Origin of the sequence: Mesorhizobium sp. LCM 4576, from assembly GCF_001854815.1 — a bacterium.
In the GTDB taxonomy this organism is placed as follows: domain Bacteria; phylum Pseudomonadota; class Alphaproteobacteria; order Rhizobiales; family Rhizobiaceae; genus Mesorhizobium; species Mesorhizobium plurifarium.
The window spans coordinates 432,078-452,453 of the sequence record NZ_MDDT01000057.1; the positions used below are offsets into that span (position 1 = coordinate 432,078).

At 64.6% G+C, this 20,376-nt stretch carries 18 protein-coding genes; 6 read left to right on the forward strand and 12 right to left on the reverse strand.

Going from position 1 to position 20,376, the window contains the following annotated elements:
* Nucleotides 1-110: 110 nt before the first annotated feature.
* Both LCM4576_RS27775 and pepN read right to left on the reverse strand, forming a co-directional pair.
* Entirely contained in the window at nucleotides 111-2,432 is a 2,322-nt protein-coding gene (locus LCM4576_RS27775) for a PAS domain-containing sensor histidine kinase (RefSeq protein ID WP_071035635.1), read from the reverse strand.
* 173 nt (nucleotides 2,433-2,605) lie between these two features.
* Nucleotides 2,606-5,251 (reverse strand): aminopeptidase N, encoded by a 2,646-nt coding sequence (pepN, locus tag LCM4576_RS27780; protein WP_071035636.1) that lies wholly within the window; start codon nucleotides 5,249-5,251, stop codon nucleotides 2,606-2,608.
* 155 nt (nucleotides 5,252-5,406) lie between these two features.
* Here pepN and LCM4576_RS27785 point away from each other — a divergent pair, with 155 nt between their 5' ends.
* Nucleotides 5,407-6,354 (forward strand): DMT family transporter, encoded by a 948-nt coding sequence (locus LCM4576_RS27785; RefSeq protein WP_071035637.1) that lies wholly within the window; start codon nucleotides 5,407-5,409, stop codon nucleotides 6,352-6,354.
* A 3-nt stretch (nucleotides 6,355-6,357) separates the two neighbouring features.
* Here LCM4576_RS27785 and LCM4576_RS27790 read toward each other — a convergent pair whose 3' ends face one another.
* The 3 genes from LCM4576_RS27790 to LCM4576_RS27800 form a co-directional block, all read right to left on the reverse strand.
* Nucleotides 6,358-7,110 carry a helix-turn-helix domain-containing protein gene (locus tag LCM4576_RS27790; protein WP_407067407.1) on the reverse strand — a complete coding sequence of 251 codons (753 nt, stop codon included), beginning with the start codon at nucleotides 7,108-7,110 and terminating at the stop codon, nucleotides 6,358-6,360.
* Nucleotides 7,111-7,261: 151 nt separating this feature from the next.
* Nucleotides 7,262-8,200: a uracil-DNA glycosylase family protein gene (locus LCM4576_RS27795; RefSeq protein ID WP_071035639.1), complete on the reverse strand. Its 939-nt coding sequence runs from the start codon at nucleotides 8,198-8,200 to the stop codon at nucleotides 7,262-7,264.
* Nucleotides 8,201-8,267: 67 nt separating this feature from the next.
* Nucleotides 8,268-8,924, reverse strand: a complete 657-nt coding sequence (locus LCM4576_RS27800; protein ID WP_116390229.1) for a hypothetical protein — start codon at nucleotides 8,922-8,924, stop codon at nucleotides 8,268-8,270.
* 252 nt (nucleotides 8,925-9,176) lie between these two features.
* Between LCM4576_RS27800 and LCM4576_RS27805 the strand changes: the two genes are divergently transcribed.
* A complete protein-coding gene (locus LCM4576_RS27805; protein ID WP_071035640.1) occupies nucleotides 9,177-10,856 on the forward strand; it encodes an electron transfer flavoprotein-ubiquinone oxidoreductase in 1,680 nt (559 codons plus the stop codon).
* Nucleotides 10,857-10,966: 110 nt separating this feature from the next.
* Complete coding sequence (locus LCM4576_RS27810; protein WP_071035641.1) at nucleotides 10,967-11,569, forward strand: DUF922 domain-containing protein; 603 nt, start codon at nucleotides 10,967-10,969, stop codon at nucleotides 11,567-11,569.
* A 39-nt stretch (nucleotides 11,570-11,608) separates the two neighbouring features.
* On the opposite strand, the gene LCM4576_RS27815 is transcribed toward LCM4576_RS27810, so the two are convergent.
* The 5 genes from LCM4576_RS27815 to LCM4576_RS27830 all read right to left on the reverse strand — a co-directional run bounded on the left by LCM4576_RS27815 (nucleotide 11,609) and on the right by LCM4576_RS27830 (nucleotide 15,365).
* Complete coding sequence (locus LCM4576_RS27815; RefSeq protein ID WP_198540337.1) at nucleotides 11,609-12,619, reverse strand: endonuclease/exonuclease/phosphatase family protein; 1,011 nt, start codon at nucleotides 12,617-12,619, stop codon at nucleotides 11,609-11,611.
* Nucleotides 12,620-12,844: 225 nt separating this feature from the next.
* The gene (locus tag LCM4576_RS27820; protein WP_244510937.1) at nucleotides 12,845-14,305 is read right to left on the reverse strand and encodes an AMP nucleosidase; all 1,461 of its coding nucleotides are present in this window, start codon (nucleotides 14,303-14,305) and stop codon (nucleotides 12,845-12,847) included.
* A 125-nt stretch (nucleotides 14,306-14,430) separates the two neighbouring features.
* A complete protein-coding gene (locus LCM4576_RS27825; protein ID WP_071035644.1) occupies nucleotides 14,431-14,625 on the reverse strand; it encodes a hypothetical protein in 195 nt (64 codons plus the stop codon).
* Nucleotides 14,626-14,691: 66 nt separating this feature from the next.
* Nucleotides 14,692-14,826, reverse strand: coding sequence for a hypothetical protein (locus LCM4576_RS37585; RefSeq protein ID WP_274534987.1), 135 nt, complete (start codon nucleotides 14,824-14,826; stop codon nucleotides 14,692-14,694).
* A 197-nt stretch (nucleotides 14,827-15,023) separates the two neighbouring features.
* Complete coding sequence (locus LCM4576_RS27830) at nucleotides 15,024-15,365, reverse strand: DUF2147 domain-containing protein (RefSeq protein ID WP_071035908.1); 342 nt, start codon at nucleotides 15,363-15,365, stop codon at nucleotides 15,024-15,026.
* 137 nt (nucleotides 15,366-15,502) lie between these two features.
* Between LCM4576_RS27830 and LCM4576_RS36620 the strand changes: the two genes are divergently transcribed.
* From LCM4576_RS36620 to LCM4576_RS27840, 3 genes are all read left to right on the forward strand, one after another.
* The gene (locus LCM4576_RS36620) at nucleotides 15,503-15,679 is read left to right on the forward strand and encodes a hypothetical protein (RefSeq protein ID WP_157901241.1); all 177 of its coding nucleotides are present in this window, start codon (nucleotides 15,503-15,505) and stop codon (nucleotides 15,677-15,679) included.
* Between the two features lie 123 nt (nucleotides 15,680-15,802).
* Nucleotides 15,803-16,069 (forward strand): sel1 repeat family protein, encoded by a 267-nt coding sequence (locus LCM4576_RS27835; RefSeq protein ID WP_040984294.1) that lies wholly within the window; start codon nucleotides 15,803-15,805, stop codon nucleotides 16,067-16,069.
* Between the two features lie 374 nt (nucleotides 16,070-16,443).
* Complete coding sequence (locus tag LCM4576_RS27840) at nucleotides 16,444-17,565, forward strand: ABC transporter substrate-binding protein (protein ID WP_040984292.1); 1,122 nt, start codon at nucleotides 16,444-16,446, stop codon at nucleotides 17,563-17,565.
* Between the two features lie 54 nt (nucleotides 17,566-17,619).
* Here LCM4576_RS27840 and LCM4576_RS27845 read toward each other — a convergent pair whose 3' ends face one another.
* Both LCM4576_RS27845 and LCM4576_RS27850 read right to left on the reverse strand, forming a co-directional pair.
* Entirely contained in the window at nucleotides 17,620-19,584 is a 1,965-nt protein-coding gene (locus tag LCM4576_RS27845; RefSeq protein ID WP_071035645.1) for an acetyl/propionyl/methylcrotonyl-CoA carboxylase subunit alpha, read from the reverse strand.
* Between the two features lie 259 nt (nucleotides 19,585-19,843).
* On the reverse strand, nucleotides 19,844-20,374 hold the full coding sequence (locus tag LCM4576_RS27850; RefSeq protein ID WP_071035646.1) for an O-acetyl-ADP-ribose deacetylase: 531 nt from the start codon (nucleotides 20,372-20,374) through the stop codon (nucleotides 19,844-19,846).
* Nucleotides 20,375-20,376 lie beyond the last annotated feature (2 nt).

The window sequence follows — 20,376 nt, forward strand, 5'->3', positions numbered from 1 at the left end:
GGAGATTGGCGAAAGCCGGCGCGACATCTGATCTCCCCCCAAGTGGGGGAGATGTCCGGCAGGACAGAGGGGGGCGCTGTCCCGCCAGCGTCTCAAATTGAAGCCGCAAATTAAGCCGCCGCCTTCACCACAGCTGGCGCCTTCTTCAGCGGAATGCRCACCGACACGATGGTACCGACGCCTTCGGTCGAGCGGATCTTCAGCGCGCCGCCCTGCAGCTCGGCCAGCGAGCGCGAGATGGCGAGCCCGAGGCCCGAGCCGGTGTGGTTCTTGGAGAACTGGTTCTGCACCTGCTCGAACGGTCGGCCGAGCTTGCCCAGCGCATGCTTGGGGATGCCGCAGCCATTGTCCTCGATGGTTAGCAGCAGGGCGCCGGAGGTGTTGCGCGCCCTGACCGTGATCTTGCCACCCTGGCCGGTGAACTTCACCGCATTGGAGAGCAGGTTGATGGCGATCTGCTTGATCGCGCGGCGGTCGGCGTAGACCCGCATCGTATCGGCGATGCGGGTCTCGACATTGATCGACTTTTCCGCCGCCTGCAGCGAGATCACTCGCACCGTCTCCTTGATCAGCGGACAGAGGTCGATCTCCTCGCGGTCGAGCGAGAACTGGCCGGCCTCGATCTTCGACATGTCGAGGATGTCGTTGATGACGCCGAGCAGGTATTTGCCGCTGCCGTTGATGTCGGTTGCATATTCCTCGTAGCGCTCGGAGCCGAGCGGCCCGAACAGGCCTTGCTGCATCAGCTCGGAGAAGYCGATGATGGCGTTGAGCGGCGTGCGCAGCTCATGCGACATGTTGGCAAGGAACTCCGATTTAGCGCGATTGGCCGCCTCGGCGCGCTCGGTTTCCTTCATGTACTTGCGGTTGAGCTCGACCAGCTCGCTCGCGCGTTCCTCCTCGGCGCGCCGCGCAAGGCTGAGATCGTGGATCGTCGCCATCAGCCGGCGCTCGCTGTCGACCAGCTTTTCCTGGTGCAGCTTGATCTGGGTGATGTCGGAGCCGACCGAGACGATGCCGCCGTCGCGGGTCCTGAGCTCGTTGACCTGCAGCCAGCGGCCGTCTGCGAGTTGGCGTTCGAAGCTGACGCCGCCCTTCGGCCCGTTGGCATTGGCGAGCCTGCGCTCCGAGGCGAAGGCCAGCATCCGCTCCTCCACCGCTTCGCGGAGAATRCCGGGCACGACGTCGCGGTCCGAAAGCCCGTTGTCCTTCTGGAACTTCGAATTGCACATGATCAGCCGCTCGGCGGCGTCCCATAGCACGAAGGATTCGTTGATGTTCTCGATCGCGGTCCTGAGCCGCATGTCCRCCGCTTCCGAGCGCAGCGCCAGGTGCCGCTGCTCGGTGAYGTCGACGGCGATGCCGATCAGTTGGATCTCCRGCGCTTCCGGATCGATCACCTGGGCGCGGGCCCGCATCCACACCCATTGTCCGTCGGCGTGGCGCATGCGGAAAACCTGGTCGATATGATCGATCTCGCGCTCGACGATGCGGTTGGCGAGTTCGAACAGGTCGCCGTCGTCCGGATGGATGATCTCGTCGACTTCGCCGAAGGAAAGCATCGTATCGCAGGGCTCKTAGCCCAGCATGTCATACATCGAGCGCGACCAGTACATCTTGCCGCGCACCATGTCCCAGTCCCACAGCCCGCAACGGCCGCGCACCAACGCCATGTCGATGCGTTGATGCGCCTCGAGATAGATGCGGTCCGCGGCCTGGGCGCGCGCCGCCTGGCCGAAATAGGCGTAGAGGATGACGATCAGCACGCCCGCAGTCAGCACGAACAGCGTGACGTTGAGCGACATCGACTTGCGCCAGCTGTCGAACACCGCTTCCTGCGGCACCAGCACGRCCGCGGCATGCTTGCGGTCACCGCTGAGGCTGACGGCGGCAAACCAGTCCTGTCCCGAGATGCTGACATCCATCACGCCGGCGCGGTCGCCGAACATGAACAGCGGCTGGCCGCCCAGCACGAGACTGTCCAGCGTGCGGCCCTGCCAGCCCGTCGACAGCGGCGAGACGGCGATGACCTTGAAGTTGGCGTCGGTGATGGCGAGCACATGGGCGCGGCTCATGGCGCCCTGGCGGCCGATGTTTTCCAGGAGGCTTATGGCGTTGGCGCCGGCCGCTGTGGGGTCGGCGGTGACGGCCTGCGCCATCTGGCCGGCGCCGAGCGCCAGCACCGCCTTCGCGTCGCGCTCGATCTCGTCATGCTCGTTCATCAGCGACAGGAAGCGCAGCGCGGCGATGACGATCAGGAAGATGATGATCAGCGCCGGGATCGAACGGCGCAGCAGCGGCTCGGCGGCTAGGAGCCGCTGATAGGCGGGTTCGGCGATCAGGCGCATGTTGCCGGCAAGTCCATCGTTCCTTGCCTTGCGACGCGCAAAAGCCTTCCCTCCGGGCGCGCCCCACGCGTCCGCCTTGGCCATAAATGGCACTCCCCGATCTGCCGTATACTGGATGATCCGGATACGCCGCACGCCCGAATCGCCATTAAAGAATCAAAGGTGATTCGCCTTGTCCAGAGGCGCGCGCGAAAAAGATTAAAAGTTAATTGAAATTTGCCTTTTTCCTTCTCCCACAAGGGAAGAAGGAAAGAGCGCTAAGCCAGCGTGCGCTCCACGATATCGCGCAAATCCGCCGACAGGTTCTCGGCCTTGGCCATATCGAGCAGCGTTTGCTTGGCCTTGGCTTGCCGCCCTGGCTCCAGCGAGCGCCAGGATCTGAGCGCGGTGGCCAGACGCGCCGCCACTTGCGGGTTGCGCTTCTCGACCTGCAGCACCGTCTCGGCGAACAGGCGATAGCCTTCGCCGTCGGGGCGGTGGAAGCCGGTCTGGTTGGCGCTGGAGAAGGTGCCGATCAGCGAACGCACCCGGTTCGGGTTGGCGATCGAGAAGGCCGGATGCCGCATCAGCGCGCRCACCTTGTYGACGGTCCTCGCGCCRGGCACGCCGGCCTGGATCTGGAACCATTTGTCGAGCACCAGCGCGTCGCCGCGATAGCGCGCTTCGAAGGCCGCCAGCGCCTCTTCGGCCTCGGCCGTGCCCGAATGACGATGCGCCAGCACGGCCAGCGCCGCGGCGCGGTCTGTCATATTGGTGGCGGCGTTGAAGTGCCACGCGGCAAGGGTGGCGCCTTCCGGCAGCAGCGAAAGATAGTCGAGCAGGATGTTGCGCAAGGCTCTGCGTCCGGCGCTCGCGGCATCGGGGCTGAACGGACCCTTGTCGACAAGGCTGTCATAGAGTGCCGAAAAGGCCGCGCGATTTGCTTCGGCGATCGCCCGCGCCAGCGCCTCGCGTGCGGCGAAGATGGCGTCGGGGTCGATGCCCTTGCCAATGTCACGGGCAATGTCCGCTTCGCCGGGTAGCGCCAGCGCCAAGGCCCGATATGCCGGCTCAAGCGTCTCGTCGCCGGCGATCCTGCCGGCGAGCTCGGCGAGGCGCCCTGCGAAGGCCGGCTGCTTGCCGCCGAGGATCTGGCGGAAGCCTGCGATAAGCGCGTCGGTCAAAAGCGTGTTGAACGCCTGCCAGCGCGAGAAGGCGTCGCTGTCATGCGCCGCCAGGAAGAACTGGTCGTCGGCCTTCTGCTGCACCGAAAGCGTGATCGGCGCCGAGAAGCCGCGGTTGAGCGATACCGAGGGCCGCTCCGAGATGCCAGAGAAGCGCACCGTGTGCCGGCGCTTGCGGATATGGATGACGCCRTCATCCACCGTTGCGCCCTCGACCGAGTCCCAAGCGACAGGCTTGCCGTCGGCGCCGACAAGTCCGAACGCAAGGGGAATATGCATCAGCCGCTTACGGCTTTCAGACGGCGTCGGCGGCACCGACTGCTCGATCTCCAGCGTGAACTCCTTGGCGGCGGCATTGTGCGCGGAGCTCACCGTCAGGTTCGGCGTGCCCGCCTGATGATACCAGAGCGCGAATTGCGCGAGGTCTCGCCCCGAGACGTCCTCGAACACCTTCAAAAAGTCCTCGATCGTCGCCGCCTCGCCGTCGTGCCGCTCGAAATAGAGGTCCATGCCGGCGCGGAAGGTCTCCGGCCCAAGGATGGTGCGGATCATGCGCACCACTTCCGAGCCCTTCTCGTAGACCGTCGCCGTGTAGAAGTTGTTGATCTCGCGGTAGCGCCGCGGCCTGACCGGATGGGCCAGCGGCCCCTGGTCTTCCGGGAACTGATGCKCGCGCAGCGTGCGCACCTCGGCGATGCGCTTCACCGCCCGCGAGCGCTGGTCGGCGGAGAACTCGTGGTCGCGGTAAACGGTCAAGCCTTCCTTCAGGCAGAGCTGGAACCAGTCGCGGCAAGTGATTCTGTTGCCGGTCCAATTGTGGAAATACTCATGCGCGATGATCGCCTCGATATTGGCGAAGTCGGCATCCGTCGCGGTCTCCTCGTCGGCCAGCACATATTTGTCGTTGAAGACGTTGAGGCCCTTGTTCTCCATCGCGCCCATGTTGAAGTCGGACACGGCGACGATGTTGAAGACGTCGAGGTCGTATTCGCGGCCGAAGGCGTCCTCGTCCCATTTCATCGAGCGCTTCAGCGCGTCCATCGCATAGCCGGCAAGCCGCTCCTTGCCGGGCTCCACATAGATGCCGAGCTCGACCTCGCGGCCGGACATGGTGGTGAAGCTGCCCGCCACCTTGCCGAGCGCGCCCGCCACAAGCGCGAAAAGGTAGGAGGGTTTGGGGAAGGGGTCGTGCCAGATCGCGTAGTGCCGGCCGTTGGCGAGCGCGCCGCGCTCGACGGGATTGCCGTTGGAGAGCAGCAGCGGCGCCTCGTTGTGCGGGGCCTCGATGCGCACCGTATAGACCGACAGGATGTCGGGGCGGTCGAGGAAATAGGTGATGCGGCGAAAGCCCTCGGCCTCGCATTGCGTGCAATAGACGTTGTTGGAGCGATAGAGGCCCATCAGCGCCTCGTTGCGCGAAGGCGCGATCTCGGTCTCCAGGCGAAGCTCGAAGCGCCGTGTCGCCGGCGGCTTCAGGATTGTCAGCCGGTCCGGCGTCGCCTCGTAATCGCTGGCCGACAGCGCCTGCCCGTCTATCGCCACGCCAAGCAGCATCAGTCCGTCGCCGTCGAGCACCAGCGGCGCCGGCGCGGCGACGCCCTCGCGTCGTTCGATTGTAAGCAGCGCGGTCACATGGGTCGCGTCCGGCGACAGGCGGARGTCCAGGCTGGTCGCGGGGATGAGATAGTCGCTGGCGCGATAGTCTTCGAGCTTGAAGACATGGCCGGTATCGGTGCGCATTCCTTGGGCTTTTCCTGTCGGTTTCGGGCGGAGAGCCAGCTTGGCTGGTCCAAGAATTTTGAGGTGCGCGCTCTTTACACGAAACGGCCACTCGACAAAACTGCGCAAAGGCTTCATTTGCGGCTTCGTTTTTCCGACCATCCTTACGAGGCAAGATGACCGTCGATCATGCCGTCGGCCACAACACGCTGCGCGGCATTACGTTGAAGATCGTCTCGGTGACGGTTTTCGTCGGCATGCAGACCTGCATCAAGGCGGCCGGCGACGTGCCCGCCGGACAGAYCGTCTTCTTCCGCTCCTTCTTCGCCATCTTCCCGATCATCGCCTTCCTCGCCTTCAAGGGTGAGCTGGCCACCGCATTCACGACTAGGCGGCCGTTCAACCACGTCGCGCGCGGCGTCGTCGGCGTCGGCGCCATGGGGCTCGGCTTCTTCGCATTGACCAGRCTGCCGCTGCCGGAAGCGATCACGCTGAACTACGCCCAGYCGTTGCTGGTCGTGGTGTTCTCCTCGGTATTCCTCGGCGAGACGATCCGCGTCTACCGTTGGAGCGCGGTTGCCGTCGGTCTTGCCGGTGTGCTGGTCATCTCCTGGCCGGAACTGACGCTGCTCAATTCCGATGAGGGCCTCGACGACCAGGAGGTGTTGGGCGTCATGGCCGCGCTGATCGCCGCCGCGATCTCGGCGGTCGCCATGCTTCTGGTGCGCAATCTCGTCCAGACCGAGAAGACGGCGACCATCGTTTTATGGTTCTCCTCGACGGCTTCGGTGTTGTCGCTCTTTACGTTGCCCTTTGGCTGGCAGGCGCTGACACCGATGCAGGCCGCGCTCCTTGTTTTTGCCGGCTTCTGCGGCGGGCTCGGCCAAATCCTGATGACGGCGGCCTACCGCCATGCCGAGGCTTCCGTCGTGGCGCCCTTCGAATACACCTCGATGATCCTCGGTGTCGTCGTCGGCTATCTCGTCTTCGGCGACGTGACCTCGCTCAACACGCTCGTCGGCGGCGTGATCGTGGTTGCCGCCGGCATCTTCATCATCTGGCGCGAGCGCCAGCTCGGCCTGGAGCGCACGCGCACCAGGACGGCCGCGCCGCCGCAGGGGTGAAGGCTACGAGGCCGGCGCCCGTTCCTTCGCCAGCCGCACGAGCACCGCTCGGGTCTGCTCGTCGACCGGGAAGAAGGATTCGATCGCCAGCTCCGACAGAGTGACATCGAGCGGCGTGCCGAACACGGTGATGGTGCTGATGAAGGACAGCACCGTATCGCCATGCGCGAGCCGCAGCGGATGCACGATGCCGCTTGGTTCTACCGGCGCCGGACGGCTGCTCTTCAGGCCGGACGGATAGGTGCGCAACTCCCGCTCCAGCTCGATCAGCACCGGGTCGCCGGTGGCGTCGTTCTGGTGTTTCAGCCKCTCCAGCAGATGCGCGCGCCACTCCGCCAGATTGACGATGCGCGGCGCCACGCCGCCGGGATGCAGGCTGAGCCGCAGCACATTGACCGGTGGCGTAAGCAGGGATCCCTCGGAAATGTCGGCAAGGAACGGGGCGATCGCGGTGTTTGCGGAAACGAGGTTCCAGTGCCGGTCCACCGCCAGCGCCGGGAACGGCTCGTGGCCCTTGAGCACGGTTTCGACCGCGGTCAGCGCCGGCGCCAGCGTGGCGTCGGTGAGCGGCTTTTCGCTGAAGCTCGGTGCGAAACCCGCGGCGAGCAGAAGCTGGTTGCGCTGGCGCAGCGGGATCGACAGTTGCTCGGCCAGATGCAGCACCATCTCGCGCRACGGCTGCGCGCGGCCGCTTTCGACGAACGAAAGATGCCGCTGCGAGATGTCGGCTTCCATGGCGAGATCGAGCTGGCTCATGCGCCGCCGCGTGCGCCACTCGCGGATCAGGCTGCYGGCGGAGGGTTCGGATGCGCTCATGGGGGGATGAGTAGGGTGGCGAGCGGAGTAATTCAATTACCTGGGAGGTTATAGCTCCACCTTCTCCCACAAGGGGAGAAGGGAAGGGCGGTCACGCCAACGCCTTCAACTTCGCCTTCACCTCGAGAAAATCCCGCCAGGCCAGCTTCTTGTGCGCCGGCGTCCTGAGCAGATAGGCCGGGTGCAGCGTCGGCATCGCCGGAATGGCTATGCCTGAGGCGGTCGTGTGCACCCGCCAGTTGCCGCGCAGGCGCAGGATGCCCTCGGTCGTGTTGAGCAGCGTCTTGGCCGACGGCCCGCCGAGATTGACCAGCACTTTTGGATTGACCAGCTCGATCTGCCTTTCGATGAAGGGACGGCAGATTTCGGTCTCGTGCGGCGTCGGCGTGCGGTTGCCCRGCGGCCGCCATGGGATGACGTTGGCGATATAGGCCGAGTTGCGGTCGAGGCCGATCGCCGCAAGCATGCGGTCGAGCAGCCGCCCGGAGCGGCCGACGAAGGGCAGTCCTTCGAGGTCCTCGTCGCGGCCCGGCGCCTCGCCGACCAGCATCAGGTCGGCGTTCGGGTTGCCGTCGGCGAAGACCAGGTTCTTGGCGGTGAATTTGAGGTTGCAGCCGTCGAAGGCGGCCATGTGCTGGCGCAGCTCGTCGAGCGTCGAAGCGCTCGCGGCAAGCTGCCGCGCCAGCAGGGCCTGTGCCTCGTCGGGAACGGCCGCGGCCGCCGGCACCCGGGTGGGTGCGTCCGGAATATTGCTGGCGTCGAGGCCGGATAGGGGCGCTGGCGGGTTCTCGACGCGTTCCGGAGCCTGGTCGGGTGCCGTTCGGCTTTCGGGCCTGGTTTCGCGTTGTGGCGCTGCCAGCGCCCGCTCGGCGGGCCTGCGGTCTGCCGGCCCCCGTCCAACTGGTATTGCCGCCGCTTCGGCGAACCGGTTGATCGGCGCGTCCTGGAGCGCGTCGTCGACGCCGGCGCTGGCATAGAAGGCGAGCAGTTCGGCGATCTCGGCTGGTGTGCTGGGGGAAGCGGCAGTCATGGCGCCACCATCGTCCGCGCGGCGCCGATTTGCAAGTTGTCAGCTCCGCCTTGGACGTCGGCGTAATTCACCCCGTCGGAATCCTTGGATCCTGAACGATGTAAAACGTCCAGCGCGGCGTGTAGTCGGTGATCAGGAAATCGAACGTCGCCGTCTTCAGCGGGTCGATCTTGCCGTTGCGGAACAGCAGCCGGTCATAGGGTTCGAACCGGCGGTCGAAATCGGCGAAGTTGCTCGACCAGATGTTGTCGGGTGTCTTGTTGCGCTGGTCGAAGGACAGGCCGTCGCCGAACACGCTGGGTTGGTCGAGGATCTCCTGCAGCTCGAACTGGAACTCCACCCAGGGGAGCGCGCTGTTGTTGAGCACGTCGATGCGCATATACATCACGCCGTTGGCGACCTCGCCGGCCTTGCCGAAGGGCTCGATCGGCTTGGTCGCGCGGATGGTCAGCGTCACTGGGGTTGCCGAGTTCAGCTCCTCCTTGATGACCAGGGGATCTTCCTTGGTGCCGATGCCGGAGGCTCCGGTGATGCGGAAGCCGCCCAGCTCGTCGGAGAAGGAATAGGCGCCGGTCGCCCACACCTTCACCTGATCCGCCCGGACTTGCGTGGTCGAAAGGGCCGGCATGGTCAAAAAGAGGAGCGGAAGAACCGCACGCCAGGCCGCGCCTGGCGTTAAGAGTAAGCGCTTCGATGGAAAGCCGGGCGGCTCTGGACTGCGCATGGCGCGAAGTATTGCCGATAACCGAGCCGTCGAACAATTAAAAACATCCCGGCGCCGCCTGGCCTGCCAACCAATTGGCGCTGGCCTATGCTTGGCCATAGCCGCTGCGTCTGCCTTTTCGTAGGGGAAAACCGCGACTTTTTGTCGAAATCGGCGTTGTCACGTCCGCGCCGGTTTCGCGTCGCGCATTGATGCGCTATGCAGCGCGGGAGCCAGCACAATGCGAGAATGCGGCAAGCCATAGAGGGGTCGATGAGCGAAATCGAACGCGAAAGCATGGAATTCGACGTGGTGATCGTCGGCGCCGGTCCCGCCGGCCTTGCCGCGGCGATCCGTCTGAAGCAAGTCAATCCGGACCTCTCGGTGGTCGTCCTGGAGAAGGGCGGCGAGGTCGGCGCTCACATCCTGTCCGGCGCCGTCGTCGATCCGATCGGCATCGACCGGCTGCTGCCGGGCTGGCGCGAGGAGAGCGATCATCCGTTCAAGACGCCAGTGACGGCGGACCATTTCCTGGTACTTGGGCCCGCCGGTTCGTTCCGCCTGCCCAACTTCCTGATGCCGCCGCTGATGAACAATCACGGCAACTACATCGTGTCGCTCGGCAATGTCTGCCGCTGGCTGGCGACCAAGGCCGAGGCGCTGGGCGTCGAGATCTATCCGGGCTTTGCCGCGGCAAGCCTCGTCTATAACGATGCCGGCGCCGTCACCGGCGTCATCACCGGCGACATGGGCGTCGAGAAGGACGRCACGCACGGCCCGGCCTACGCGCCCGGCATGGCGCTGATGGGCAAATATGTGCTTATCGGCGAGGGCGCGCGCGGCTCGCTCGCGAAGCAGCTCATCGCCAAATACCARCTTGCCGACGGCCGCGAACCCGGCAAGTTCGGCATCGGCCTCAAGGAGCTCTGGCAAGTCAAGCCGGAGAACCACAAGCCGGGCCTGGTGCAGCACTCCTTCGGCTGGCCGCTCGACATGAAGACCGGCGGCGGCTCCTTCCTCTACCATCTCGAGGACAACCAGGTGGCGGTCGGCTTCGTCGTCCACCTGAACTACAAGAACCCCTATCTGTCGCCTTTCGAGGAATTCCAGCGCTTCAAGACCCATCCGGCGATCGCCGGCACCTTCGAGGGCGCCAAGCGCATCGGCTATGGCGCGCGCGCCATCACCGAGGGCGGTTGGCAGTCCGTGCCGAAACTGTCCTTCCCCGGCGGCGTGCTGATGGGCTGCGCGGCAGGCTTCGTCAACGTGCCGCGCATCAAGGGCTCGCACAACGCGGTGCTGTCCGGCATGCTTGCGGCCGAGCATGTGGCCGAGGCGATCGCCGGCGGCCGCGCCAATGACGAGCTTGCGTCCTACGAAGAAGCCTGGCGCGGCAGCGACATCGGCAAGGACTTGAAGAAGGTCCGCAACGTCAAGCCGCTCTGGTCGCGCTTCGGCACCATCGTCGGCGTCGGCATCGGCGGCCTCGACATGTGGCTGAACACGCTGTTCGGCTTCTCGCCCTTCGGCACGCTGAAGCACGGCAAGGCCGATTATGCGACGCTCGAGCCGGCCTCCAAGCATCAGAAGATCGCCTATCCGAAGCCGGATGGCGTGTTGACCTTCGATCGTCTCTCCTCGGTGTTCCTCTCCAACACCAACCATGAGGAAAACGAGCCGGTACATCTGATCGTCGGCGACATGGCGTTGCAGCAGCGTTCCGAGCACGATGTCTTTGCTGGTCCGTCGACCCGCTATTGCCCGGCCGGCGTCTATGAATGGGTGGACAAGGACGGTAACGCCGCCGCCGATCCGTCGGCCAAGGACGTGCGCTTCGTCATCAACGCGCAGAACTGCGTCCACTGCAAGACCTGCGACATCAAGGATCCGAACCAGAACATCAACTGGGTGCCGCCGCAAGGCGGCGAGGGGCCGGTCTACCAAGGCATGTGAGCCACTCCCCCGATCGGCGACCATCCGCGGTTCCGGTCGGCCGGGTCTCTTACGCTTGAAATTGCAGCCGGCTTATAGTTCCTTCTCTGCGGATAGGGAGCAAATGGGCCATGCGCCTGGCGGTTCTTACATGTCTCATCATGCTCGGCGGCCTGTGCGGCGGCACCCCGGAGGCGCTGGCCGRCACCAAAGTGCTGGTCACGACGCGCAGCTATGACATCGCTGGYGCGACGGGCGCCGCGCTGGTCGAAGCGATGAACCGCAAAGGTCCCAAGCACGGCTTCATGACCCGCGCCATCGCCGACACCAGCTACGTCGTGAACTGGAAGCTGGACGTGGACCGTGCCGACGGGGTCTGCAGGTTGCRGGGCGCCGACGGAACGATGGAGCTCACCTACACTTTTCCTCGCCTGRCTTCGCCGCCGAAGCCCGAGCTCGAGCGGCGCTGGCGGCGCTTCCTCGCCGGCGTCCACGCTCATGAGCACCACCACGGCCGCATCGCCAAGGCCATGATGCGTGCCACCGACAAGTCCATTGCCGGCCTTAAGCTGGCCGACAATTGGTTCTGCACCGCCACTCATCGCGAGGCCAGGCGCCGGATCGACTCCGTCTACGCGCAATATGAAGCGAAACAGAACGCCTTCGATGCGCGCGAGCATCGCGACGGCGGCCATGTCGACCGGCTGGTCAATGCGTTGATGGGGAAGAACTGAAGAACTGAAGCTTCAGTCGTTCGCTTAAGAAACGGAGCGTCAACCCTGCGGTCTGTCCGGCGCCTCGTTCRCCGCCAGCGCCGACTTGTGCTCGTCCCCGGGCGCATCGCTGGCGGGCGGCAGCGTGAATTCGATCAGCACCGGCAGATGATCGGAGCCGGTATCCTCCAGTCGGGCCGACGACAGGATCGTCACTCCGCCCTTGCTGAACACCTGGTCGATCGGCAGGCCCGCATAGCGGCGCAGGAAGTCGGGCAGCGTGCGGTGGATCCAGGTCGGGCCGGCCGACGGCATCAGGGTCATGCCGCTGAGCCGCGCCACCCGACGCACCGCCGCGCTCCACGGCACGGCGTTGCAATCGCCGGCCATGATGGYGGTCTCACCGAGCCCGGCCAGCGGTTCCGCCAGTTCACCGATCTGCCAATATTGCTCCTTCGGCCAAGGCCAGCTCAGATGGATCGCAGCGACGTCGACCGGAACGCCATTGAAATCGATCGTGGCGGTGGCCATCGCGCCGCGCGGTTCGCAACGCGGCGCTGTGCCGGCGGCGAAGGGGCGGCGCGAGAGCAGCGCGACGCCGAATATGCCGTTGGGATAGTCGCAAAGGATGCGATAGGGGTAAGCGCCGGCAATATAGCCGAGCTCCTTCGACCACATGCCGGACACTTCGTCGAGCGTGATGACGTCCGGATTGGTTCGGCCGATCAGCGACAGCACCTTCTTCGGCGTCGGATTGTTGAAGCGCAGGTTCATCTGCAGCAGGCTGTAGACGATCCGGTCGGCCGGTTTCGCGATTGCCTGCTGCGTCGGCAATTTGGGCAGAGCGCTCGTCGTCGTGGCGAAGCAGACGATGGCGAAAACCAGCGCCGCGACGGCCTGCAGCCGGTAGGGACCGGCAAGCAGCGCCAGCGCAAGCAAGGCCGCAAGYGCGCTGAGATGCATGCGGAAATGCGAGAAGGAATCGAAGGCCGGATGCAGCGCGCCGAAGAACCCGGCCAACAACGCGGCCGAGCACGCCATCATCGCCAGGAATGTCAGCTGAGCCATCATGCTCAAGCGCGCACCGCCCGTAGTCATCTGCTCCGACCCGCCCGGGACATTTCACCGTTTCACGGAACGCCGAAAGGCCCTGTCTCCTTGTTCTGACCCGATTTCGAACGAAAAACCGCTCGCATTTTTCCTGAATTGCTCCAGTTCCGCTCTGACCRCTTATCGGCCAAATTGCGGCTCAAGCAAGACGACGGATTGCCTCGCCAGCAGCTGGCCGGGACGCGTCTACTGGAAGGCCGTCTCCGAAAAACTTCTGAGCTTGCGCGAATGCAGCCGCTCCATCGGCATTTCGGCCAGCTTCTCCATCGCCCTGATGCCGATGGTGAGATGCTGCGCCACCTGCCGCTTGTAGAACTCGGTCGCCATGCCGGGCAGCTTCAACTCGCCATGCAGCGGCTTGTCGGAGACGCACAGCAGCGTCCCATAGGGCACGCGGAAGCGGAAGCCGTTGGCGGCGATGGTGGCCGATTCCATGTCGAGCGCGATGGCGCGCGACTGCGACAGGCGTTGCACCGGTCCGCGCTGGTCGCGCAGTTCCCAGTTGCGGTTGTCGATGGTGGCGACGGTGCCCGTGCGCATGATGCGCTTGAGGTCGTAGCCGGAAAGGCCGGTGACCTCGGCGACTGCTTCCTGCAGCGCCACCTGGATCTCGGCCAGCGGCGGAATCGGCACCCAGACRGGCAGGTCGTCGTCCAGCACATGGTCCTCGCGCACATAGGCATGCGCCAGCACATAGTCGCCCAACGCCTGCGTGTTGCGCAGGCCGGCGCAATGGCCGAGCATGACCCAGGCATGCGGCCTCAGCACCGCGATATGGTCGGTGATCGTCTTGGCGTTGGACGGGCCGACGCCGATATTGACCATGGTGATGCCCCCGTGGCCGGGCTTCTTCAGGTGATAGGCCGGCATCTGCGGCAGGCGCTGCGGYGGCGTGCCTTCGCTCGGCGCGCCGGCACCCGCCTTGGTCACGACATTGCCCGGCTCGACGAATTCGCTATAGCCGCCTCCACCGCTCTCCATCAATTCGCGAGCCCGCGCGACGAATTCGTCGATGTAGAACTGGTAGTTGGTGAACAGCACGAAATTCTGGAAATGCTGCGGGCTGGTCGCCGTGTAATGCGTCATGCGGTGCAGCGAATAGTCGATGCGCTGCGCGGTGAACGGCGCCAGCGGCCGCGGCTCGCCGAACGCCACCTCGAAGGTACCGTTGGCGATCTGGTCGTCGGTTCCGTCGAGATCCGGTACGTCGAACAGGTCGCGGATCGGCCGTTTGATGCGCTCGGCGGCGGCGCCGTCGACATAGGTGCCTTCCAGGAAGGCGAAATGCAGCGGGATCGGCGTGGCCGACTCCGACACGGTCACCTGCACACCGTGATTGCGCATGATCAGCCGTAGCTGCTCGATGAGGTAGTTCTCGAACAGTTGCGGCTGGGTGACGGTGGTGGCGAAATGACCGGGCGTCGGCATATGGCCATAGGCCTGGCGCGAGTCGACCTGGCTGAACGAGGTCGTGGTGACGCCGATCTGCGGATAGAAGGCCCGGWAGCGCTTGCTCTCGTCGCCGCCCGCGGCAAGGGCCGCGAAAGAATCGCGCAGGAACTTGGTGTTGCGGTCGTAGAGCGTCTGGAGCGCCGCGACGGCCTTCTTGGCGTCGTGGAACTCCTGCTTGCCGAACGGCTCCGGCATGACGACCGATTCGATAGCTTGGGGGTAGATTCGCTTTTCCATGGCTCAATATAGAGACTTGGAAGAGCGGTTGGGAGGGGGAGGCGGGCGTCAAGCCGCCGCACGCGTCGTTTTTCTTCGGTGCGTTACCCGCGCTRCAGGCTGATCAGGAGCACGAAGCCCACGCTGGTGTTCTTGTGCGCCGGCGCCTCGATCGTGTGGCCCGTATCGGCCCGTATCGTCGGCACCGCCAGCACCGGCGCGGCCAGCAGCATCAGGATGAGCGTCGCCCGCGGCAGCAGCCTGAGGATCTTCGTTGCAGTGGCGGCGATGCGGTTCATTTTGGTGGTGTTCCGATTTTCAACTTGGTCGATTTTCAGCTTTGTCGTTTCGGCGTGTCACGAGGTTCACGGAGCCGAGAACGAAGCCACGGGCCGTTCCCATAAGCGGGAGGAATGGCCGCCCTCGGCCACCAGGATGGCGAAGAACATGCCGAACAGGCTCATCAGCAGGCAGACGATGGTGAAGCGACGCGCAAGCATTTCCCTCTCCTTCAATGCGGGAGAGAATGCCGGAATGCCTCTGAACCGGTTCTGAGACCGGTATTCATCTGCGGTTCAAATTGATTGACGAGGTCTGAGCAGGTGCCGGCGGCGCAGCGTCGGTGCGGCGGAGCGTCGCCGCTCCAAAAGAAAACGGGGCCGTTCGGCCCCGTTTCGGATGGTCTGCAGTTTGGCGATCAGAGCTTGTGCCAGGTCTGGCTCTTGCAGATCAGACCGCCGAGCACGCAGCCGCTCATCTTGAGCGTGGTGCCCGAAAGCGTCGCCTTGCCGGAATAGGTCTTGTCGTTCGCCGGGTCGGTGATTGAGCCGGCATATTTGTTGTCGCCGGCCGCCTTCAGCGAGCCGATCGTCTTGCYGGCATATTTGCCGGTCTTGAGTGTGATGGAGAACGAGCCGCCGCCGCCGATCGTCGCCGTCTCGCCGGATTGCGTTTTCCAGCTGCCTTCGATCGGGTCGGCCCACGCGGCACCCGCCATGATCAAGGTGGCCGCCAGGGCCAGGCTCATCTTTCGAAACATCTTGTCCACCTCCCTATGGGGTCGTGGCGGGCTCCGGTCCGCCTTCCTGCCCCTTACGCAAAGGTAAAGCTAATCCAGCTCTGGCCAAAACGAAAGCGGTGCCGCCACGGAAGGTTGCAAGGATTTTCGCCRCGCCGATGGCTGAAAATAAACGCGACCGGAAAAACGCTTCGGTTTCCGTGGTTAGCGAAGTCTTGATTCCGCGCGCGGCAATTTTCGTCGAATTTGATGCAAAATGGCTGAAACGCTGGATTCCCATGCTTAACGAATTTCCGCGTTTACCTCTTGTTTTAGCTTTGTTTTCCTCAAATTAAGCAAGCCATTTAACGGCGGATTCAAAGCCAGGCTTCATCCTCGAAAGCATCGAAAGAGCGGCCCGCCCCAAGGGACACCGAGGGAAAAGGAGGCAGCTCTCGGGAGCCAGACAGGGGATTGAAATGGCACGTTTTGAAATGCTTGAAGACGGCTTCGGCGCCATGGGGGCAACTGCCCAGGCCGACATTCTTTTCGAACTGGGCATGATGTATGCGACCGGCCGCGACTGCGACACCGATGTCGTCGCCGCCCACAAATGGTTCAACATCGCCGCCATCAAGGGCTCGGCCCGCGCCGCCGAGCTGCGCTCGGAACTGTCGGCCACCATGTCGAAGGTCGAGATCGCCACGGCGCTGCGCGAAGCCCGCGAATGGATGACGATGCACTGATCCTGCGGGTACAGCGCCCGAAAGCCTTCAGGGGACAAGGCCGCGATAAGACGGCTGGTTGACAAGATCAAGAACGCGGCAGGCCAACGAACCTCAAGCCGTGCACCAAAACAGGGAAGCGAGCGGGTTTCAGGCGCGGGGGCGTCTGGGGAGCTCGACTGCAAAAGCCGCGACCGACCGAAACAAGGCCGGCGCGGCTTTTTGYATTACGCTGGGTAATCACGCGGGCGCGTGGCCCAAGCAATCCCGGCAGAAATGAACCAAAACCTTCCGAATTGTCCTCTCGACAGTTCCAGCGAAGGGTGAAATTGTCCCGGCTCTGTGAAGGAAGCGCGGCCGGATGGCCATGCGCAAGTGGAGGAGTTCTTATAGTCATGAAAAAATTGGGTATTTTGAGCGCGGCCGCATTTGGTCTGATGATGAGCGCCCCGGTTGCCTTCGCCGACGACATCACCATTTCGGTGGTCGGCCCGATGACCGGCCAGCTCGCCACCATCGGTGACCAGTTCAAGCAGGGTGCGCAGGCTGCCGCCGACGCGATCAATGCCGCCGGCGGCGTCAACGGCTCGCAGATCAAGCTCGACATCGAGGACGACCAGTGCGATCCGAAGCAGGCCGTATCGGTGGCCAACCGCATCGTGGCCAACGGCGTCAAGTTCGTCGACGGCCATGCCTGCTCTGGCTCGAGCATTCCGGCYTCGGCTGTCTATGCCGAAGCCGGCACGCTGATGATGAGCCCCGCCTCGTCCAACCCGGTGCTGACCGATGCCGCCGCCAAGGCGGGCTGGCCGACCATCATGCGCCTTTACACGCGTGACGACGCGCAGGGCGCCTTCATCGGCCCGTGGATCGCCAAGAAATACGCCGGCAARAACGTTGTCATCCTGCACGACAAGAGCGCATACGGCCAGGGCGTCGCCGACGCTGTGAAGGCGACGATGAATGCCGGCGGCCTCAAGGAGGTCGACTATGAAGGCATCAATGCCGGCGAGAAGGACTATTCGGCCCTCGTCACCAAGCTGAAGGAGCTCAAGGCAGACGTCGTCTATTTCGGCGGCTACCACCCGGAAGCGGGCCTGATCCTGCGCCAGTCGGCCGAGCAGAACGTCAAGTTCCAGCTGATCATGCCGGACTCGATCGCCTCGCCGGAATTCTGGCAGGTCGCCGGCCCGGCTGGCGAAGGCACCATGTTCGTCTTCCCATCGGACCCGCAGGCGAAGCCCGAAGCGAAGGACGCGGTCGCCAAGATCAAGGCCGGCGGCTTCACGCCTGAAGGCTTCACGCTGTTCTCCTATGCCGTGATCCAGGCTGTGGCCGAAGGCGTCAAGCGCGCCGGCACCGACGATCCGGCCAAGGTCGCCGAAGCGCTCAAGGACGGCAAGCCGATCAGCACCGTCGTCGGCGACGTCATCTTCGACGAGAAGGGCGACCTGAAGAACGCCAGCTACGACATCAACCAGTGGCACGACGGCAAATACGCGCCGATCAAGCCGTAAGTCGGTTCCGCAGCTATCGAGGAAATGGCCGGGCTCGTCCCGGCCATTTTCGTCTCAGCCCTGGCCGTCTTCCACGAACCGCACCAGCACGGTGCCGTCGCTGACCTGCGCGCCCTCGGCCGCGATCTCGGCGATCACGCCGTCATGCGGAGCGGCGATCATGTGCTCCATCTTCATGGCTTCGAGGATCAGAAGCGGCTGGCCTTTGATCACCACATCGCCGGTCGCGGCGCGCACCAGCTTGACCAGCCCCGGCATCGGCGCGCGCAGGCTGCCTGAAGCCGCCCCCGCCTCGTCGGCTTTGGCCAGCGAATCGGGAACCGTGAACGTATAGCCAACCGCGCCTTCGAAGACGGTGACGTGGCCGGGCCAGCGGACGGCGCGCGGCATGGTCCTCAGATCATGCGTGTTCACCGCGTCATGCGGCGCTTCCAGCGCGACCTGGAAGCGGCCGTCCGGCCGTGCCGAAACCCTGGCCAGGATATTTTCCTCACCGTGGCGCAGGCGGATGCGGCGCGCGAGCGTGTGGAAATGCGCATAGCCTGAAAGCGTGGACCATGGATCGGCGGCGGGACCCGGCGCGCCGGCGTCCGTGGCAGCCAGCGCCGCGGCGGCGATCGTCTCGTCGCTGGGCGCGGGAATGGCGGTGAGCGCCTCCTGATGCCGGCCGATCAGCCCGGTATCGACGTCGCCGGCTGCGAAATCGGCGTCGGCGGCGAGTGCCGCCAGGAAAGCGGTGTTGACGGTCGAGCCGGCCACTTCCGTCCGCGCCAGCATCTCGCGAAGGGCATTGAGCGCCGAGGCCCGGTCCTTGCCGTGCACAACCAGCTTGGCGATCATCGGATCATAGAAAGGCGAAATCGCATCGCCGGCGCGAACGCCGGTCTCGATGCGCATCGCCGCACCCTCCGGCGCCGCGTCGGGGAATTTGAGATGATGCAGCGTGCCGGTCGCCGGCAGGAAGCCTTTCGCGGCGTCCTCCGCATAGAGGCGTGCCTCGAAGGCGTGGCCGGCAAGCGCGATCTCGCCTTGCGTCTTCGGTAGTTTTTCACCGGCCGCGATGCGCAGCTGCCATTCGACCAGATCGACGCCGGTGACCATCTCGGTGACGGGGTGTTCGACCTGCAGCCGCGTGTTCATCTCCATGAACCAGAAGCGGTCGGCTTTCAGTCCTTCGGAAGCATCGACGATGAATTCGATCGTGCCGGCGCCCGAATAATTGATCGCCTTGGCGGCCTTCACGGCCGCCTCCGTCATTGCCTTGCGCAGCGCTGGCGTCATCCCGGGGGCGGGCGCCTCCTCGATCACCTTCTGGTGGCGGCGCTGCGCCGAGCAGTCGCGTTCTAAAAGATGCACCGCATTGCCGAAATTGTCGCCGAACACTTGGCACTCGATATGACGTGGCTTGTCGACATATTTTTCGACGAGCACGCGATCGTCGCCAAACGCCGCCTTCGCTTCGCGCCGCGCTCCGGAAAGCGCTTCGGAGAAATCGTCGGGGTGGTCGACGCGCCGCATGCCCTTGCCGCCGCCGCCGGCGCGCGCCTTGATCAGGACGGGGTAGCCGATCTCGCGCGCCTTGGAAGCGAGCAGCACGATTTCCTGCGCTTCGCCGTGATAGCCGGGCACCACCGGCACGCCGGCCTTTTCCATCAGCCGTTTGGCGGCGTCCTTCAATCCCATGGCGCGGATCGAGGCGGCGGACGGACCGATGAAGACGAGCCCGGCAGCCGTCACCTGGTCGACGAAATTGGGGTTCTCCGACAGGAAGCCGTAGCCCGGATGGATCGCCTCAGCGCCGGTGGCAAGTGCCGCTGCAATGATCTTGTCGCCGCGCAGATAGCTTTCACCGACGGGCGAGGGGCCGATATGCACCGCCTCGTCGGCCATCTCGACATGCAGGGCCTTGGCGTCGGCGTCGGAATAGACGGCCACGGTCCGCACGCCGAGCTTGCGGGCGGTACGGATGACGYGGCAGGCGATCTCGCCGCGATTGGCGATCAGGATCTTGCCGAACATGGAGCCTCCGCATTGAGCGCGCGTTTCGGACGAGGCAGGCGTTCCTTCGCGCCCCCCTCTGTCCTGCCGGACATCYCCCCCACAAGGGGGGAGATTGGATGTCGCCGCCGCCTTCGCCAATTATCGACGTTGCCGCAAAGGCGCTGTCCGCAAAGCTGCTGATCCCCCTCCAAGTGGGGGAGATGTCCGGCAGGACAGAGGGGGGCGCTGTCCCGCCAGCATGTCCAAGCAGACAAATTGTTCGAATCGCTCATGCAGCTCAGCCTTCCCCAATGGCAGCAACGGCCCGTCGATATAGCTCCGCCATAGGCTCATCGAAGCAGCAGAAAGTAACCATCTCCGGCACTATGTTGCGCCGCAGGAAGTCGCTCACGGTGCCGACAGCAATGCCGGTCGCTTCGTCTTTCGGAAAGCGGTAAATACCGGTCGAGATCGCCGGAAACGCCACCGTCCGGCATTCATGGCCGAGCGCGATTTCAAGTGAGCGCCGGTAGCAGGAGGCGAGCAACTCGGCTTCGCCCTTGCCGCCGCCTTGCCAGACCGGCCCGACCGTGTGGATGACATAGCGCGCCGGCAGGCGATAGCCCTTTGTCAGCTTGGCATCGCCGGTCTTGYAGCCATTGAGCATGCGGCATTCGGCGACCAGCTCAGGCCCTGCCGCGCGGTGTATGGCGCCGTCGACGCCACCGCCACCGAGCAACGAGGAATTCGCCGCGTTGACGATGGCGTCGACCGCGAGCCTGGTGATGTCGCCGGTGTGGATGCGGATCCTGTCGCCGAAAGCGCTCATCG

Coding starts and splice junctions, on each gene's coding strand:
- LCM4576_RS27800 (WP_116390229.1), bottom strand. CDS start 8,924: ATGCGCAGTCCAGAGCCGCCCGGCTTTCCATCGAAGCGCTTACTCTTA.
- LCM4576_RS37585 (WP_274534987.1), bottom strand. CDS start 14,826: ATGCTTGCGCGTCGCTTCACCATCGTCTGCCTGCTGATGAGCCTGTTC.
- LCM4576_RS36620 (WP_157901241.1), top strand. CDS start 15,503: ATGGCTGAAAATAAACGCGACCGGAAAAACGCTTCGGTTTCCGTGGTT.
- LCM4576_RS27835 (WP_040984294.1), top strand. CDS start 15,803: ATGGCACGTTTTGAAATGCTTGAAGACGGCTTCGGCGCCATGGGGGCA.